Origin of the sequence: Chryseobacterium sp. RR2-3-20, from assembly GCF_017808115.1 — a bacterium.
In the GTDB taxonomy this organism is placed as follows: Bacteria; Bacteroidota; Bacteroidia; order Flavobacteriales; family Weeksellaceae; genus Chryseobacterium; species Chryseobacterium oryzae.
The window spans coordinates 1-18993 of sequence record NZ_JADQBD010000055.1 but is presented as its reverse complement, the minus strand read 5'-3'; the positions used below and the strand labels follow the sequence as shown (position 1 = coordinate 18993).

16 protein-coding genes are annotated in these 18993 nt (G+C 32.2%); all 16 read left to right on the top strand.

The features are described 5' to 3' along the window. The first annotated feature begins 132 nt into the window (after window positions 1-132). The 16 genes from IV513_RS11940 to IV513_RS11865 all read left to right on the top strand — a co-directional run bounded on the left by IV513_RS11940 (window position 133) and on the right by IV513_RS11865 (window position 18815). Window positions 133-834 carry a VIT family protein gene (locus tag IV513_RS11940; protein ID WP_209390798.1) on the top strand — a complete coding sequence of 234 codons (702 nt, stop codon included), beginning with the start codon at window positions 133-135 and terminating at the stop codon, window positions 832-834. A 19-nt stretch (window positions 835-853) separates the two neighbouring features. Further along, window positions 854-1348 (top strand): hypothetical protein, encoded by a 495-nt coding sequence (locus tag IV513_RS11935; protein WP_209390797.1) that lies wholly within the window; start codon window positions 854-856, stop codon window positions 1346-1348. Window positions 1349-1351: 3 nt separating this feature from the next. Next, on the top strand, window positions 1352-2257 hold the full coding sequence (locus tag IV513_RS11930; protein WP_209390796.1) for a bestrophin family ion channel: 906 nt from the start codon (window positions 1352-1354) through the stop codon (window positions 2255-2257). Window positions 2258-2810: 553 nt separating this feature from the next. Next, a complete protein-coding gene (locus IV513_RS11925) occupies window positions 2811-4496 on the top strand; it encodes a DUF262 domain-containing protein (RefSeq protein ID WP_209390795.1) in 1686 nt (561 codons plus the stop codon). A 201-nt stretch (window positions 4497-4697) separates the two neighbouring features. After that, a complete protein-coding gene (locus tag IV513_RS11920) occupies window positions 4698-5237 on the top strand; it encodes a hypothetical protein (protein ID WP_209390794.1) in 540 nt (179 codons plus the stop codon). Between the two features lie 283 nt (window positions 5238-5520). Further along, window positions 5521-6231: a hypothetical protein gene (locus tag IV513_RS11915; RefSeq protein WP_209390793.1), complete on the top strand. Its 711-nt coding sequence runs from the start codon at window positions 5521-5523 to the stop codon at window positions 6229-6231. 2 nt (window positions 6232-6233) lie between these two features. Continuing rightward, window positions 6234-6815: a hypothetical protein gene (locus tag IV513_RS11910; protein WP_209390792.1), complete on the top strand. Its 582-nt coding sequence runs from the start codon at window positions 6234-6236 to the stop codon at window positions 6813-6815. Window positions 6816-6945: 130 nt separating this feature from the next. Then, window positions 6946-8766 carry a hypothetical protein gene (locus IV513_RS11905; RefSeq protein ID WP_209390791.1) on the top strand — a complete coding sequence of 607 codons (1821 nt, stop codon included), beginning with the start codon at window positions 6946-6948 and terminating at the stop codon, window positions 8764-8766. A 220-nt stretch (window positions 8767-8986) separates the two neighbouring features. Next, window positions 8987-9184: a hypothetical protein gene (locus IV513_RS11900; RefSeq protein ID WP_209390790.1), complete on the top strand. Its 198-nt coding sequence runs from the start codon at window positions 8987-8989 to the stop codon at window positions 9182-9184. Window positions 9185-9257: 73 nt separating this feature from the next. Further along, the gene (locus tag IV513_RS11895; protein ID WP_209390789.1) at window positions 9258-9977 is read left to right on the top strand and encodes an OmpA family protein; all 720 of its coding nucleotides are present in this window, start codon (window positions 9258-9260) and stop codon (window positions 9975-9977) included. Beyond that, on the top strand, window positions 9977-11506 hold the full coding sequence (locus IV513_RS11890; RefSeq protein WP_209390788.1) for a methyl-accepting chemotaxis protein: 1530 nt from the start codon (window positions 9977-9979) through the stop codon (window positions 11504-11506). The genes IV513_RS11895 and IV513_RS11890 overlap by 1 nt, the downstream gene beginning before the upstream one ends. A gap of 1 nt (window position 11507) precedes the next feature. Next, window positions 11508-12923, top strand: coding sequence for an EH signature domain-containing protein (locus IV513_RS11885; RefSeq protein ID WP_209390787.1), 1416 nt, complete (start codon window positions 11508-11510; stop codon window positions 12921-12923). Further along, window positions 12920-16192 carry an SNF2-related protein gene (locus IV513_RS11880; RefSeq protein ID WP_209390786.1) on the top strand — a complete coding sequence of 1091 codons (3273 nt, stop codon included), beginning with the start codon at window positions 12920-12922 and terminating at the stop codon, window positions 16190-16192. The genes IV513_RS11885 and IV513_RS11880 overlap by 4 nt, the downstream gene beginning before the upstream one ends. A gap of 298 nt (window positions 16193-16490) precedes the next feature. Beyond that, window positions 16491-17165, top strand: a complete 675-nt coding sequence (locus IV513_RS11875; protein ID WP_209390785.1) for an SUMF1/EgtB/PvdO family nonheme iron enzyme — start codon at window positions 16491-16493, stop codon at window positions 17163-17165. Window positions 17166-17400: 235 nt separating this feature from the next. Continuing rightward, window positions 17401-17934: a hypothetical protein gene (locus tag IV513_RS11870; RefSeq protein ID WP_209390784.1), complete on the top strand. Its 534-nt coding sequence runs from the start codon at window positions 17401-17403 to the stop codon at window positions 17932-17934. A gap of 197 nt (window positions 17935-18131) precedes the next feature. Continuing rightward, complete coding sequence (locus IV513_RS11865; protein ID WP_209390783.1) at window positions 18132-18815, top strand: hypothetical protein; 684 nt, start codon at window positions 18132-18134, stop codon at window positions 18813-18815. Window positions 18816-18993 lie beyond the last annotated feature (178 nt).

Genomic DNA, 18993 nt, shown 5'->3' with positions numbered 1-18993 from the left:
GTAGTTTAGTTCCACGAAAAAGCATTCGCTTCGGTTGTTCGAAATTGAACCGTTCGTCCAATTTAGCCCGCCCTTCGCAAATACTTTTTCCGTTAGGCGTAATTTTACAGACACCGTACATAAACAAAGTATATGATAACAATCGACAACTATTTAGACAATCATTATATACACCGAAGCAATTGGTTGAGAGCTGCGGTGCTTGGTGCAAATGATGGAATTATTTCAATTTCAAGTCTTGCAATTGGAGTTGCTGCGGCAAGTTCTACAAGAGAGCCAATTGTGTTGGCAACAGTTGCTGGACTTGTTGCTGGTGCGTTATCTATGGCAGCAGGTGAATATGTATCGGTAAGCTCACAAACAGACACCGAAAAAGCAGACATTGAAAGAGAAATTAAAGAATTGAGAGAAATGCCGAAAGAAGAACTTAATATTTTGGCTCAAATCTATGAGAAACGAGGACTAAAAAAAGAAACGGCAATGCAAGTAGCCATTGAATTGACAGAAAAAGATGCTTTAGGAACGCACATTAGAGATGAATTAGGTATCAACGAAATTAGTCAAGCAAATCCTATTCAAGCTGCGCTAGCGTCAGGGACTGCGTTTACGGTGGGTGGAGTATTGCCTCTTTTGGTCATTCTTTTTGCACCAGTCAAAGGAATGGAATATTGGTTATATGGTTCAACTATCGTTTTTCTAATAATTTTAGGAGCATTAGCAGCAAAAACGGGTGGTTCAAGTATTCCAAAAGCAATTTTGCGAATTACCATTTGGGGGACAATCGCTATGGGGTTATCTGCATTAGTTGGTTATATATTCGGAGTTAGAGTATAATTTTAAAAATTAAATAATTATGAACGGAGCACATTGGCATTTAGTGGTAAATCATTTACCCATCATTTTCCCTATCGTGGGAGTAATCGTAATGATTACAGGACTCATTTCAAAATCGGAAGCGGTAAAGCGAACGGCATTTATGATTTTTATTCTCGGTGCATTAGCTTCAATAGCAGCAATGACAACTGGCGAAGGTGCAGAAGAGATTGTAGAAAAAATAAATGGAGTAACCGAAAATTATATTGAAAGCCACGAAGAAACAGCCGAAACATTTGCTTTGCTTTCTTATATTTTAGGTAGCATTTCTTTACTTGGACTTTGGGCAAGCTTTAAACAAAAAACATTTTCAAATATTATTGCAATTGTGACATTAGTATTTGCATTTGTAGTACTGTTTTTTGGCAAACAGACAGGAACAACTGGTGGAGAAATAAGACACACAGAAATAAGAAGCGGAAACAGTATTCCTGCGATAGAAAATAATAATGATGAAAAAGATAAAGACGACTAACATATGATAAAAACAGAAAAGCAAGGCTTACTTCAATTACTAAAAATTGCAACACCGTATTTAATCATCACAACGGTTTATGCAATTATTGTGCTTGGGCTTGAAGAATATTTTGGCGACCACATTTACAAAATTTCAGGTCAAATAGGTTCTGTATTTGGACTTGCAGTTGCTTTTTTCTTGGGTTTCAGAATGAATTCGGCTTATGACAGATGGTGGGAAGCCCGAAAAATTTTTGGAGAACTAACGAATAACACTCGAAGTTTTGTTGCAAAAATATATGCGTATTATAGTAATAATGAGAATTTAAAGGAAATCCAACAACAATATTTCAAACTTGAAGCCCACAAATTAATTGAATTGAGCATTTTATACATTCGTCAATTAAAAAATGAAATGCACAACAATTTTAAACCCACTTTTAACGAAGAAGCAATTGCAATTCTAAACGAGTTTAAAATAAATAGTGAAAATAAAATTTCAAACGAAATATTGGTGGCAATCACAAAGCGAATTGAAGACAATTTTACTTCAAAAGCAAACATTGAAAAAGGAGATTTAATGCAACATATCAATCGGTTTTATGACATTCAAGGAAAAGCTGAAAGAATAAAGAACACACCTTTTTTGATGATTTACAGTGCATTTACCAAAATAATTGTGAGCTTTTATGTCATACTTATTCCATTATTTATTGGCGACATTGACTTGGGTGGCGAAGACAGTGGATTTGAGTTTTTGGCTATTCCAATAATGGTAATTATTAGTACAGCATTTTTGACAATTAATAAGTTAGCTAACTTATTTGGCGAACCGTTTTCTGAAAATAAAAAGACTTCTGTAACAATAGATGAAATTTGCAAAACAATAGAACAAAATTGTAACGAAGTAAAAGACAAACTGAAATAAAAAACTACGCCTAACAGCAGTTTGGCAAAATGGCGGGTTCAGTGCTAAATTCAACGGCAGTTCTTCGATTGAACTTTTGTACAAAACTGAACATTTGTGCTTCGATTTCCGCCACTTCGCCAAGCTGCAAACCGTTACCTGCTATGTTCAGAGCGACCGTCCAAAACGACACAGTTTGACCGACTGACAATCGACATTTGCAGAACTAACGGGGAAAGCTGAAAACCGAAAAGAGTAAGCACAAATGAAAAACCAAAATTAATATGGCTAACTTTTATTGCAAATGGTGCGGGAGTAAATATTCCAGCGTGACAAGTTTAACATCAGGCTCTTGCTCAAAAAATCCTGAAGGAAAGAAACACGGACTTTATGAAGGTTCTGAAAAATCGCAATACGTTTGTAAATGTTGTGGCAGTAAGTATTCTAGCTTAACAAGTTTATGTTCGGGTTCTTGCTCAAAAAGTCCGACAAAAAAACACCAACCAGCAATGTAAAAATCATTTATCAGAGGTGGCTTCGCCACCTTTGATATTTTTAATCCTAAATTCATTTAATGGAAGCATCTACAACTATAAAACAAATGTTGGCAGGCAACAAAATTTTTGTGCCGACATATCAAAGAGCATATTCTTGGGACACAGAACTTGAAAAAGCAAATTCGCCAAAACAGACAAACGTGTTTTTATCTGACTTGGAAGACTACAATAAAAGTTCGACTAAATCAAAATACTATTTCGGACACTTTCTATTTGAAGAAAAAGACGAAAAAAAGTTTGGAATAATTGACGGACAACAGCGAATGACAACAATCGTTATTTTCTTATCAGCATTATTCAGCAGACTAAAACAAATCCGATCTTTAAACGAAACCGAACAAGAAACGTTTGAAGACATTATTAAACGAAACTCAACCTATCGTTTTGAAACGGTTGATTATGACGATAGATTTTTCAAAGATTGTGTAATCGACCAAAGCAAAAAAGACAGAAATGGAATAAAAACCGTTTCTGCAAAACGTATTGCGATTGCTTTTGACTTTTTCACTTCACAACTTGCCGAAAAAGACGAAACTTATTTATTAAAAATGTTGGATACAGTTCAAAACGCATCTTGCACAACACATCCAGTAAAAGACGCATCGGAAGCAATTCAAATGTTCATTTTCCAAAACAACAGAGGTAAAAAACCTTCAAATTTGGAAATTATCAAGGCTCAATTTATGTTCAACGTTCATCTTTACGGTGGCGAAGAAAAAGAAAGTCTGATAAAAGAAATCAAAGACCGATTTGAAGAAATTTACAAATCAATTTCATCAATTGAATACAGAATTAACGAAGATGATGTTTTGGTTTATACACTTCGTGTTCATTTCAATTCACTTTGGGAAACAAATGCAATCGACAAAATAAATAAGTTGTTATCAGAAGCAAACCCACTTCCATTTATCAAATCGTTTACTCAATCACTTGCTATAAGTTTTGAACATCTAACAACATTTTTCAGCAAAGACGAAAGAGAAAATTTAGAAATTCATTCGCTTGTAACACTTGGCGGAATTGGTATTGCAATGCCTTTCATTATCAAAGCATATAAATTTGGTTTGCCAATAAGTCAAATCAATTTGCTTTGTAGCAAGTTAGAAACAATGGTTTTGCGACACAGATTAATCGGAACAAGAGCAGAAATTACGTCACGTTTAAATGATGTTTACCAAAAATTCACTTCTGAAAATCCTGACATCACACCAATAAATGTAAGAATTGATTGGATGAAAACTACACAAGATTGGTGGTGGTCTTATTGGGGAAACAAAGAATTGGAGCGTTCAATTCAAGGCGGAATAAATCATACAACTGCAAAATATTTACTTTGGAAATACGAAAACCATTTGGAAGGACAAGGTAAAAGTGGTTATTCGCCTACTCGATTTGACAAAATTGAAAAACCAGAATTGGAACATATTGCACCGCAAACTGAAAATCCAGAAACAGGTTATGACAGTTATGACGAGGAATTTGTAAATCAATACATCAATTGTTTAGGAAATTATTTGTTGCTTTCTAAATCACATAATTGTTCAGTTGGTAACAAACCATTTGCCGAAAAACGCAATAGTTACAACCATTTGGAACAACAACGAGAAATACAAAAAATGACGGCTGAAAGTGCAACTTGGACAAAAGAACTTATCCAACAACGTAAAGACAAAATCGTTAAATTCGTAATAGAAAATGTGTAACCGAAAACAACACAGCAGGTAACAAGGGTTTTGCGATAGTGGGGCGAAACTGCAAAGTTCAACGGTATTTCTTCGGTTCAACTTTTGTACAAAATTGAAGATTTTTGCTTCGATTGCCCCACCATCGCAAAGCCCCGAACCGTTACCTGCAATTTCAAAACAAATTTCGTACAAAATTGAAAATCAAATAATTATAATTCAATGAAAAGATTTTTTTTAACTTTAGGTGTGATTTTATTCTCACAAATCACAAATGCACAAACTAAATTGGAAAACAATTACAAAATTGAACTTGGGCTACAAGGAATATCTCTTGGAACCGAAATTCCGTTAAGTGACAAATTTCTAGCGGACATTAACTTGGGTTGGGGCGGAATTACCGATTTTTGGCATAATGGAATTTCATATGAGTGGAGTAAAAACAGTAATAGTATTTTTGCAAGAGGTCAAGTAAGATATTATTTAAGTAGAGAAAGACGTGAAGAAAAAGGACATTCTTTAAAAAATAACTCTGGAACATTTATTGCATACCAAACTAAATTTTATTTTAGCGGAACAGACTATTACAGTCCACAAGTTGGAAAAAGTTGGCTGAATGAAGTTCAATTTGGACAACAGTTACCATTAGGAAATCATTTTATTTTCAGATATTATGCTGGAATTGGAAACGGATATGATTTAGATTATAAAAACAGTAAATTTTATCCTGCTTTAGGTTTCGCCTTTGGATACGCTTTCTGAAAGAAACTGCAGGTAACATAGTATTTGCAAAAGGCGGGGTTGAAGGAATAATAGAACTATTAGTTGCATTTAGTCGCAACTTGCTTTTCATATTGTATTTTTTTGTAATTTAACAATCTGAAAAAGCAATTTGCTTCGTTCGGTCGAAATTGAACTTTTCGTCCAATTTAGCCCGCCCTTCGCAAATACTTTTTCCGTTAGCAGAAATTTTATACAACTACACTGTTTCAAAGAGGAATATGCCGATAATCCTAAATAGTAGGCGAATATAAATTTAAACTTTATGGACATTAATGTAATTAATGAAGCGGAATCATTTTATGATTTCCAAAAAAAATTAGATGAAAAAATTTATCAAATCGATGAAAATGCTTTCGTAGATGGAATCATTAATTTTGAAAAGTATTCTGCAAATCCTTTAAAAATATTATGGATATTAAAGGATCCTAATAGCTATGAGGAAAAACAAGATTGGAGAAAAGAGTTAAAGGAGATTAGCAATGGTAATTTAGGTGCTTTTAGAAACACTTTTGAAAACATCATCTACATTACTTATGGAATACTTAATCAAAAAAAATATTCTGAAGAATTTTCAATAGATATTAATCCAGAACATGCAAAAGTCCTTGAAGAAATTGCATTTATCAACGTAAAGAAAACTCCAGGAGGATCAAAAATTGATTTTAAGACTTTAGAAAACTATTACCTTCTTTATAAAGATGTTATTTTGGAACAAATAAAAATATATCAACCAACAATTATTATTAATAGTACTGGAAATTCTTTACCTGTTTTAAGAGAAGATATTAAAGAGATAAAACAAAACCTATCTGAAACAATTTATATAAAAACCTCCGATTTAGGAGTTGACTTCAGTGTTAATAAAGAATTGATTGTTTTTAATACATATCATCCTATGGCAAATAGACCTAATCGGAATGTCTACTGTAATGATATCATAAATAATTATTTGTTATTAACTCAAAAAAGTTGATTATGAAAACGATTGAATTTGAAAAATTTAAAAAAGGTTGGACAAAACGCTTGGAATCAATATTTTGGGATAGATTTCAAAAGAAGCAAGAAGAATTAACAATGATTTATATGTTTGACTTTTGTTCATTAAACAGTGATGTGAGAAGTGATGAATTTGGTCATTTATTTTTATGTTATAATTATGAAAAGCGGAAAGAATCGGAAAACAATATTATACTAAAAAATATTTTCGTGAAATTATTTGACAAAAATACGAATGATAAATATCTTGGATATTACAAATTGAAAAGTGAAGATGATTTCCGCGAAGTATTGATGGCATTTTTTTTAATTGGAAATGAAATAGAAGATATTGAATTAAAAAATTATCTTTTGCAAAATAATGTCAGAAAACATTATGAACAATTTCAAAAAACTGGATTAGATTCTGATGAACTTTTGGAAAAATATATTAATGATATTATAGCAGAATTTCAAATAGTTGCTTTGAGAACAAAAAATGTCATTTTTGAAAATGAAAACTTATTAAATAATGCAAAGAAGTTTTGGAATCTACCATTCATTAAGCATTGTGAGGAATAAAAATACTTAAAAAAAAACTTCTGCTAACATGGGTTTTGCAAGATGCGGGGTTGAAGGTGTTCTTAGAAAGTTTTCAGAAAATACCCGCAAAAAACTTTTCCATTTTTTAGTTTTTTTGTAATTTTAAAAAATGGAAAAAGTTTTTGCTAGCGTTTCGTCCTCCTCTCCACTTCCGGTTGCAGTAGCCCGCACCTCGCAAAGCCCCTTTCCGTTATATGCCATATTAAACCAAAACCCGTCAAAAGGAATGATAAGCAAAATTTTAACACTGTTTTTTTCAATAAATTTTATAATAATTTTAGCACAAAAAAATGTAAATGCTAAAATAATAATTGATGAAAATAATAATTTAAAAATTTCTGAAACATTTTCTTCAAAAAAAAATATCGTAGTCTTTCCAAACTATATTACTTTACCTAACTCTTTAAAATTTTTAAGTAATGAAACTTCAAAATATAAAAGTTATGAAATTGGCAATAAATTTGACTATGAAGTAAATACTGACAAATCTAATATAAATGACGATTTCTTTATTACAACTTTAAGATATTTAGGATTGGAAAAACCTGACTTTTTAAAAGAAAAAAAATTCTACCTAACTATCTCTTCAAAAAACCATAATGTTATTTTTCCGACAGCAGAAGATTTGCAACGAAAATATATTGCACCACCAATTATTGTTGCAGGAAAATTTAAAAATTTTGAGGTTAATGGATTTCAAATTTACTATCTTGAAAAAGAAAGCGGACTATTGGAAGAAATAAAAAAAGCAACAGAAGGAATTTCTAAATCTTTTGAATTTTATACTAATCTTTTGGGAAAAAAAGAAAAACCAAAAATCATTTTTGCGCCTATAAATGGACCAAGTGTAACTAATGAAAACATTATAATTTACAATAGCGCCATATTCAAAAATAACGCACCTAGAACAACCATTTCGCACGAGATTGCCCATATTTGGTTTGGAGGGGATGGAATTATATTCAAAGAAAATTCTTTAACAGAGGCATTGGCAGAATTCCTTGCTTTTGAATATTTAAAAGCAACATATCATTCTGACAATTTCAACAAATACTTTGAAGATTTAATTGGCTATAAGCAATTTATAACCGAAGGAAAAAAATCCTTTGGAGGATTTGCCAATCAAAATTTGGAAAAAAGTGAAAAAAATTTATTTTCTTATAACTTATTACCACTTTATCTTTATTCAAAACAAAAAAACGATGTAAATTTTATCAATGTAATTGGTGATTTTTATAAGTATAAGAAAGATGACAGAACTACAAGTTTAGATGAATTAAACTTCTTCCTACAATCAAGAGGTTACGAAACATTATTCACAGATAAAATTCCTGACTTTTATTTTAGCGAGTGTGATAAGTCAAAATTCTGTATTAACTCAAACTCTGAAAAAATATATAATTTAGAAATTGAGAACACTTCTAAAGATAACTTGGTAACAAAAAAAATTATAAAAATTTCCAACAAAAATTCTGAAATTCTTGATACGAATAATATTAAGAAAGTTATAATAGACCCAGAATACAAAATTCAACAAGTTTCAAGACTAAATGACATTTGGAATTTAGAAGATAATAATATTTTTAACAGGAATAGGTATTTTTCAACTTCCAAACTAAATCCCAAAATGTTAGAAATTTCAAATGAAATTGGGAAATATTTCAGTAATTTAGAAAATAATGAAATAACAAAAAACCTTGTTATTGATAACAAAGAAAAACTTATGTTCAACGATTTGAAAACAAAGTATTTAAATTCAAAGTCTGTAATTTTATCAGGTGCTTCAAGTTCTTTCAGTGAAAAAAGCAATTCTTTATATCTTAGTTTTTCTTTTAATGACAAAGCAAATAACGAGATTAATGTATTAAAAATGATTTTAAAATTGGATACCCAAAATCAAAAATTAGAATTAATAAAAATAGAAGAATAAGAAATACGGCATATAACATGGGTTTTGCAAGATGCGGGGTTGAAGGAAATCTCAGAGAAATTATAGAAAGTACCCGCAAAAAACCATTTCATTTTTTTTGTAAATTTGAAAAAATGAAAATGGTTTTTGCTAGAGATTGGTTCTCCTCCCGACTTTCGGTTGCAGTAGCCCGCACCTCGCAAAGCCCTTTCCCGTTAGCTGTCACCCTAAACAAGCGACAGTGCATAAATCAACAGACGGACAAATGACCAAACAAGCCAACGCTTCGGCAAAATCAAAAGAGCTGCATCCCAACGCACAAAGCCAATGCTTTGCAGCACATTTGCTTTTGCCCCAACCGCACCAATACACATCAACTGACACGAATACGGGAAACCGTAATGTTGCTATAAAATCTATAACGACATTTGTGATTTAATCTATTTTAAAGACAAAATATAAAATAGTCAACTCTTAATTATCAATAAAAGCAAATTAGCATATAGAAATAAATGTCAGGAACAAAGAAAGAAAGCCATTGGATTCCCTTAGCCGACCTTATGACGGTTTTAATGGTAATTTTTCTATTTATGTCCATTTCATATATGGCATTGGTAGAAAAACGACAAAAAGAACAGAATCAAATATTCAAAGACTACGAGGAGTCAAAAGTTGCGTTATACAACGAGTTAAATCAGGCATTTAAAGACGATTTTGCAAAATGGGATTTGAAACTTGACAATGACTTGTCTATAAAATTTACGAATCCGCAAGTGCTTTTTCCGACTGGGAAATCTGACATTACGCCACATTTTCAAACCATCTTAACGGATTTTCTTCCAAAATATCTTTCCGTTGTATTGCAGGAAAAATACAAAGATAAAATTGCAGAAATCAGAATTGAAGGGCACACCGATACTAAACCAATCGGACTTTCGGGCGACCCTTACATTGACAATATGAAGCTTTCACAAGACAGGGGAAGAAATGTATTAGCGTTTTTACGTTCTCAAAACTGTTTTATCAATTTACAACCCACCGAAAAAGAAAGATTGCAATATTGGCTTACAGCCAATGGGCTTTCTTATGGTCGTACAGTTGATAAAGATTATAAAATTTCTTTCGACAGTAAACAGCCGATTGACAATGACAAATCAAGAAGAGTTGAATTTAGAATAGTAACTACAAGTGAAGCAATCATAAACGAAGCACTTAAAAACATAAACGAATAATGAGTTTTGAAATAATATTTGGAATCGGAATAATCTTAATTGTTGCCATTTGGGCAGCTTTCTATATCAATAAGCGAACGAAAGAAAACACCAATGAGCATTTATTTGATTTTATTCCTCACTTATTCCCTACTCTCGGAATCTTATTTACATTTTTAGGTATTGCTATTGGTTTGTGGAATTTTGACAGCAACAATATTGAAAAGAGTATTCCCGAATTGATGAACGGATTGAAGACAGCTTTCCTTGTATCAATCTTTGGAGTGGCTTTATTGGTTGGTTTCTCTTTTTGGACAAACATCAAAAAGAAAAAATTGGAAGAAGGTGTTTTGAGCGAAGAAACACAAGCAATCAACAACTTAATTGAAGCCATTAAAGAACTAAGAAACGATTTTGCTTCGACTGATGAAAACGGAAATACAATTAAACCGGGAAATGTGTTTCGTGATATTTACAAGGAATCCCAAAAGCAATCAACTTCTTTACAAACCTTTTCTTCTGATTTAGCTTTGACAATTTCAGCAGGGTTTGAACAAATTTTGAATAATCCAACCGAAGGTGTGGTAGCCGAATTGAAATTGGTAAAAGCTGAAATTGAAAGTTTGGGCAACAAGCTCAAAGACCCTGCAACCGATATGACTCAAAATATTGTAAAAGAATTGCAGGAATCTATGGGCAAAATGATTGAAGAGTTTAAAACTTCAATGAGCGGAGATACCAAAAACGAAATGGAACGTTTAGCAGGATTGCTTGGACAAGCAGGCGGTTCATTGACAGATTTCCCAATGAAATTGCAAAATATGACCGACAACCTCAATGAAAATTTCAGGGGACTGCAAGAGGTGGTTCAACAAATTTCAAAACAAACACTTTCTCAATCGGAAGAATCTACCAACCAAATGAGAAAGCAAGTTGAGGATATGAGCGAAATTTTGCGAAGCAAAGTTGGAGACTTACAATCAGGACAACAAACCTTATTAACCGAACAATCTAAAAACCTTCAAATTTCCGAAAACCTTTTAAGTGCTTTCAATACAAGCATTGAAAAGATGAATGGACTTTCCACTGAAGTAAACAGCAGTATTTCAAAACTTAATCAAGCTCAAACAGAATTAGAAAAAGTTATTTCCGTATTCAGAAACGTGTCGCAGGAAATTAATACATCATCAAGTAGATTTGGAGAATCACAAAATGAATTTTCAAAACACTCAAATCAATTCTTGCAAAACAACTCAAACACAATTACAGAAATACAAAAATCATTAGAAACTGCAAAAGGAGTTTCTGCCGACTACGCACAGAAGTTTGAGATTATTGAAAAAGGATTGCAGGACATTTTTGGTAAAATCACAACAGGATTGAAAGATTATCAAAATACGGTTAGCGGAAGTCTTGAAACCTATTTAGGCAAATACACTGATGCTTTGACCAAAACAGCCGAATCACTTGCAGGAGCATCTTCTAAACAAGAAGATATTTTGGAAGAACTAACGGAACAACTTAGCAAATTAAACGGAAGAAGAAACTAATATGCCGACTACGCAAGACATATTACAATTTCATTTTTCACCGACTACATTTCAGCAGTCGGCACAAAAGATTATTCCGATTACTCTTGCATCGCTGAACGACCATCGAATTGATAAACTTCAAAAAATAACAGAAGAAATTGGAGCAAGTTCATTTTCATTTTCGGGAGACAATCTGATTCCACAAGTTTTTAGAAAGTTTAAAAAATCCATTAATAATAACAATACAAGTTTTGAGCGTAGGGAATTAAGAACACTTACTTATTCTTTAAATTATTCAGAACAAAATTCATTACCAATTTTCAGCAATGAAAATGAGTTAAAATATGCTTTAACGGTATTAGATTCAAATTGGCGAGATTCATTTTTAGTGGGTTTGATAGATTGTTTTTTGAGAAATTGGGAAGCTAAATATCCAAAATCATTAGAGCAATTAGAACAATTCATTGCAAGAAAATTAGAAAACTATTCAGGAAACAGAAGCACATTAATTTCTTTCAAAAACAATAAGCATTACTTCAATACAAAAAATGGAGATTTAATTTTAGGCGATACCATTGCTAAACTCAATAAACCAATTCAAGAAGCTACAAAAATATTGGGCGTTCCTGAATCGTGGTTGGCTTATACTTATTTTTCAAAGGTCATTGTAACTTATTATGAAAGAAATAAAAACAGAATATCAGACGAAATTGACAATCTGAATGAAGTATTACTAACACATAACAGTTCTATTACTAACAAAAGATTGATTAGTAAAATTATCATCCAAGCAAACCAACCTCAATTTACAACAGTACAAGATAAAATAAAAAAAATAGCCTTCACACAAATTGGCGACCCAAGTAATGTTTCAAATTGGACAGCTTTTGAGAATGCAACTGAAATTGAACGAAGAGAAATCATAGAAGCAAGAAATATTCTAAATGAATGGATTACACAACAATTTATCAATGTGTTTTTCAACGTCTGCATCAATGATGAAAGACGAAAGAAATTTTGGCTTCGTTTTGCTTCCAAAATATCATCATTTAAGGTTTATGGACCGCTTCACACAAAAAGCATACTGAAACGTGATGAAAGAATAGCCGAATATGTAGATGCGAGATTTGAAACGGTAACGAGCAAAAGAGATGTTTCAGCTTTTATATTATACATTGGAGATTATATGTTGATTGAGTTCAGCAACGAAGGCTACGCCTTTTACGCTTATAAAATCAACAGTCCATATAAACCAAGTTTAAGCTATCAACTAAATAGTGTGGATGATTTGCGTAATGCTTCAATGCCGATGGCTATTCAAAGCGATAATTACTACGATTATTTTAACGATGAAGGAAGACTAACGCACCGAGACGGCAATCAGATTTGGGAAGCAAGGTTTAATAGTTGGATGAACAAAAAAATATTTGGATGATTTTAAAATACACACAAGACAAAAACAAATTTTTATTCTACTTTCTAAACGAATCGGGAAATAAAATTCCTGTTTCTGAATGGGGAAAATTACAAACAGAATTTTTGTCGCAACTTGCAATTCTAACCGAGTTACACGATAATGGTTTAGCAGATTACACGGACAATTCTTGTGAAATTGAAAGTATTGATATTTTAAGATTAAACGAAATTGACAAACAAATATTGGATTTGCCAAATGGTTACCCGTATGAGATTTTTGTAGAATCGGACGGAACTTTAACACATAATTCATTTAAGTTCAAATATGAATTTTATGATTTTGCACCAAACGGAACAAGATTAAAAACAAATCGAAATGAAGCAATTTTACAAGTAGAACAAAACGAGTATCTACTTTCAGAAAACCAATATTTGCTTTGTCGGGCTATTGACGAGTTCAACAACTTATCCGATAGCGAGAAAGGAAATGTAACCAATCTGAAAAAATTATCAGAATTAAAATCACTTTCAAAAGAGAGTGGATTGACCTTAGAACAATTTTTAAACAATCAAGAATTATATATTCTTGAAAAAATCAAATTGGACGTTGATTTCAACAACGGCATTTTTGAAATTATCCCAACCGTAGAAATTGATAATGCTATTGGCTTCACCAACACGTTTGACAAATTGCCAATGATTCGTGATGTGTATCCAGTATCAGGAAATAATGGAGTAACAACGAGAGTAGTAATTTCTGAAAATCAGAAAACAGAGCTACAAAAAATAAAAGCCAATAGAAAAGTTTCAGACAGGGAAACAATTCAAGAAATCATAGAACATCCAGAATTGTTTTTTAATGATGATGAAGTTGATTTTACAGTCTTTTATAGTGACCGAGTAAAAGAAATTGGCGTTTACAGTCCAAAGTTTTATCCTTTCGCAAGTCCGTATAAATCTCAATGGATTCCCGGAATTGTAATCAAAGATAAAGTTCACGGAGAGAAGAAAATCTATTTCAAAACAACTGAAAAACTCAATGACTTTATTGAGCAAAAAGAAAAAGCGGTAAAAGAAAAGAAGGAAACAGTTGAGTGGGAAAATGCAGAAATTCCAATTGAAGAAGCAGAAAAATTTATTAAAACTGCAAAAAAGCAATTTGAAAACCCTAATAAACCAATAAAACAGGAAAAGAAAACAGACCACGAAGTACTTATCATTAAAGAAAATGCAGAACTAACGGAATTTTCAAATGGAAATGAATTACCCGAAAACCTAAAACACAGTTTTTACGAAATACCCAATTTGAATAATGGAATAAGTTTAAAAGAACACCAAAAAGAAGGTGTTTCGTGGTTGCAATCTCTGTTCAAAGAAAATTTTGCAGGAGGATTACTTGCTGATGATATGGGATTGGGAAAGACATTACAATTACTGTATTTTATCGAATGGCATTGCCAACATTGCGATGATAACAAACCTTATTTAATTGTAGCGCCCGTCAGCTTACTTGAAAATTGGGAAAATGAATATCAGAAATTTTTCAGTCCACAAAATTTACCGTTATGCAAATTATACGGAGGTGTTTCTCTAACAAAAGAAAACAATCCTATCCAAAATCAGCAAGATGCAAAACGGCTACAATTCAAGCAAATAATTTTGACGAATTATGAAACGCTAAGGTCGTACCAAATTAGTTTGGGTTTAGTTGATTTTGCCGTTATTGCATTAGATGAAGCACAAAAAATAAAAACACCAGGAACGCTTATTACAAACGCAAGTAAAGCCCTGAAAGCCGATTTTAAAATTGCAATGACAGGAACACCTGTGGAAAATACATTGGTGGATATTTGGTGTTTAATGGATTTTGCAGTACCCGGACTTTTGGGCAATGCAAAAGACTTTGCAAAGCAATACCAAAAACCGTTAAGCGATGAAAACACTGATGTAAAAGCACTAACCGAGCAACTACGCAACAATATTGGAGTTTTTATCAAAAGAAGATTAAAAAGCGATGTAGCGAAAGATTTACCTACAAAATATGATAATGCCAATTCGAGAATTAAAAGAGTAATGCCTACAACTCAATTAGACCGATATAAACAGGAAATTGAAACGGCTAACGATTCTGAGTTGGAAGGAACTGATAAAAGAAATCAAAAATTAAAATCACTTTGGGCAGTTAGAGATATATCCGACCATCCTTATTTGTTAGAAAGTCAAATTTTAAAATTCACGACAGACGAACTAATTACAAGTTCATCTAAGTTACAAACAACAGTAGGCATTTTAGCAGACATAAAATCAAAATCCGAAAAAGTGATTGTGTTTGCAGACAGAAGAGAAACACAAAAAATGTTGCAGAAAATTATTTATGACACTTTCGGAATATTTACAAGCATTATTAACGGAGATACGCCTACTACAAAACAACTGGAAGGTAAATCAAAATTAAGCAGACAACAAACAATTGACCGTTTCCAAGCAGAAGAAGGCTTTAATGTTATTATTATGTCGCCTATTGCAGCAGGTGTTGGATTAAATGTAACCAAAGCAAATCACATCATTCATTATACAAGACATTGGAATCCTGCAAAGGAAGAACAGGCAACGGATAGAGCCTACCGAATTGGACAACAAAAAGATGTGTTTGTATATTATCCAATGGCTGTTTTTCCCGATGATATGAAAGATGAAGAAGGAAACAAGTTGAAGTCTTTCGATGAAATTCTTGATACATTATTGAATAATAAAAAAGCTTTAGCAAGCAATACATTATTCCCGACAGAACAAGCAGAACTGACACCAGACGAATTATTCGGAAACATATTCGGAACAAAAACAGAAAGTAAACCAAAAACTCTTTCAATAACGGACATTGACAGACTTCATCCAAATCTTTTTGAAGCAAGCATAGCATCATTATACAAAAGTCAAGGGTTTGAAGTTTATCTTACGCCCTATTCCAATGATAAAGGTGTAGATGTTGTAGCTTTAAAGAACGGAGAAAATTACCTCATACAAGCCAAGCAAACAAAATCATTGGTTGGAAACGAAGCGATACAAGAAATTTGTACTGCAAAGAATTACTACGAGGATAAATTTAAAGAACAATTCAACTTAGTGACCGTAACCAACAATGATTACAGTTCATCGGCAACAATATTAGCAAAGTCAAACAACATTAACCTATTAAACCGTGGACATCTTGAAAGTTTAATAGCCATAAATCATATAACAATACAAGACATTAATAAAATTGAATCACAACGAATGACACGAGTATAACCCACGCTTTTGGTAGCACATTTGCAGTTTTTCCAAACGCACAAAGCCAAACAAAAACTGCAAAAGAGCTACCAAGCCAACGCACTACGACACGAACAAATGAGCGGACAAACAACATACGAACAAAAAGGGCGAACAGCTAACAAGGTATTGCCAAAAGCGGGGCTGAACGGCTTCGATTGGGCATTTGTGCAAGGTTCAACATTCGTTCTTCGATTGAACTTTTGTGCTAAAAATCCCCGCCTTCGGCAATACCCTTACCGTTATCTGTAATTGCAAACCAACTTTGTGTAAAGAAATGAATATCATAGATTTAGATAAATATTTTGTAACAATCCCAGATGGTGAAATTGAATTAAGAGATGACAGAATTAAGCAAAAATGGAAAACAAAAATTCAGTCTTTCTCAATCAGCAAATTTCCTGTAACACAAAAAATTTATACAGAAGTTGTTAATGAAAATCCGAGTGAATTCATTGGTGAAAATTTACCCGTTGAAAATGTTTCCTGGATTGATGCCGTAAATTTTTGCAACAAGTTATCTGAAATATATAATTTAGAAAACTGCTATATTTTTTCTGAAACCGATGTTGTTTTTGACAGAACAAAAAAAGGTTTTAGATTACCTACTGAAGCAGAATGGGTATTTTCTTGCAAAGCAGGAAACAATGCAATTCGGTATGGAGAATTGGAAGAAATTGCGTGGTATAAAAACAATTCTGACAAGAAAACGCACGAAGTTGGACTAAAAAAGCCAAATAATTGGGGGATTTACGATATGTTAGGAAATATTTGGGAATGGTGTTCAGATGTTTATGATGAAACTGTTTATGGAACATACAGAATTTTTTGCGGAGGCGGTTGGAATGATGAAGAAAGAAGTGTAATGGCAACAAACCGAAGAAGGAGCCACCCAAAATCGTTTAAAATAGATGATCTTGGATTTAGAATTGCAAAAAACCTCGATGAATAAAGCAACTACAGATAACATAGTATTTGCAAAAGGCGGGGTTGAATACATAACAGAAAACCCGATGCATTTAGTCGCAACTTGCTTTTCATATTGTATTTTTTTGTAATTTAACAATCTGAAAAAGCAATTTGCTTCGTTCGGTCGAAATTGAACTTTCAGTTAAATTTAGCCCGCCCTTCGCAAATACTTTTTCCGTTAGCGGAAATTCCATACCACTACTGTAAAAATATAGAATATGAATTTGAATGATTTTATTAAAGTTTTAGAAACCAAAGAAATAGAATTGGAAAATAAACAAAAAGATGCAATTGCAAAAAGGCAGGAAAGCGAATTAAGATTTCAAAACCAAAAAATTGATTTTGAAAATAAAGTTTCTGAATTCAGAATAAAAATTTTCACAGGATTAAGAATAATTGCTGAAAAATCTAATGGCACCTTTAAATTTAGAGAACTACCTGAACATATAGTTTACCATAATGATTCGGACGCTGAAAATGAAAGAATTCGTAATGAATTCAAATATGATTTTGATAACAAGGAAGAATTGCTTTTTGATTTTGACATAACTACCCGAAAAAACAATTCATTTGACTTAACTCTGAATATTTTCAATCTAGATGATAAATTTTCCGTTTTATTTGAAGTGTCTGACTATAACAAAATGGAAGAACAATTATACGACTATGACACTTTCATAAATCTTGATTTTGAAAAAACTCTTTTTGAATCGTTAATAAGACTGAATTCAAAGGAACTTCCGCTAACATAGTATTTGCAAAAGGCGGGGTTGAAGTTTTAATAGAACTATTAGTTGCATTTAGTCGCGCCTGCTTTTCCACTTCACATTTTTTTGTAACTTAGTTTCGTGGAAAAAGCATTCGCTTCGATTGGTCGAAATTGAACTTTTCGTCCAATTTAGCCCGCCCTTCGCAAATACTTTTTCCGTTATACGACATTTCACCAAAAATGACCGAACAGAAATTAAAAGAATATTTTGAGAATAAAATTACGATAGATGAACTAAAATCTGACGTAAAAAATAGCCAAACAAAAACTGGATGTGATACAACTAGTGTTTATATCCAACAAATCAATGATGGAGAATTTGAAATTCAGAAAGAACATTTGATAAAATTATGTAATGATTTTATTACTCGAAAACTTGGCAGCGAAGATTTGACTACTATTGCTTTTTCACTGATTGCTTCTGAATATTTTGATTGGAATGGAGATGAAATTAGTAATGTTATTTTCGATTGGGATAATTCAAAAATTGGATACGACATAAATCTAAAAAATGTTCAATTATGCAAAGATTATCTTGAAAATGGAAATTATAACCTTGACAAAAATGAGTTAAAAGAAAAATTTAGAAGCAAGGGAAAATTTCTAAATCTTTATCAACAAATTGACCAAATTTTATGGGAATACTGGGATCCAATTGGAATTAACGATGATGCTCCAAGAGATGAATATCAAGGTTATACACCACTAATTCTCAAACTTGTAAAATCAAAATCTGATTCAGCTAAAATTGCAGAAAAACTTTACGAATTTGAAACTGAATTAATTGGTCTTTCTGGAAATTACGAAAACTGTTTAAAAGTAGCTGAAAAAATAAATAATTTGGAAAAGAAAAACGTCGTATAACATAGTATTGGCAAAATGCGGGGTGAAGGGCTAATTGAAACATTTGTCACATTTAGCCGCCGCTATTTTTCCATTCCACATCAATACTGTCCTAAATAAAAATTATTAAAAATAGAAACAGCCTAAATACCTATTTTACATTTAGCTTTACATTTAATTTCAAAAAAGAACCCCTTGA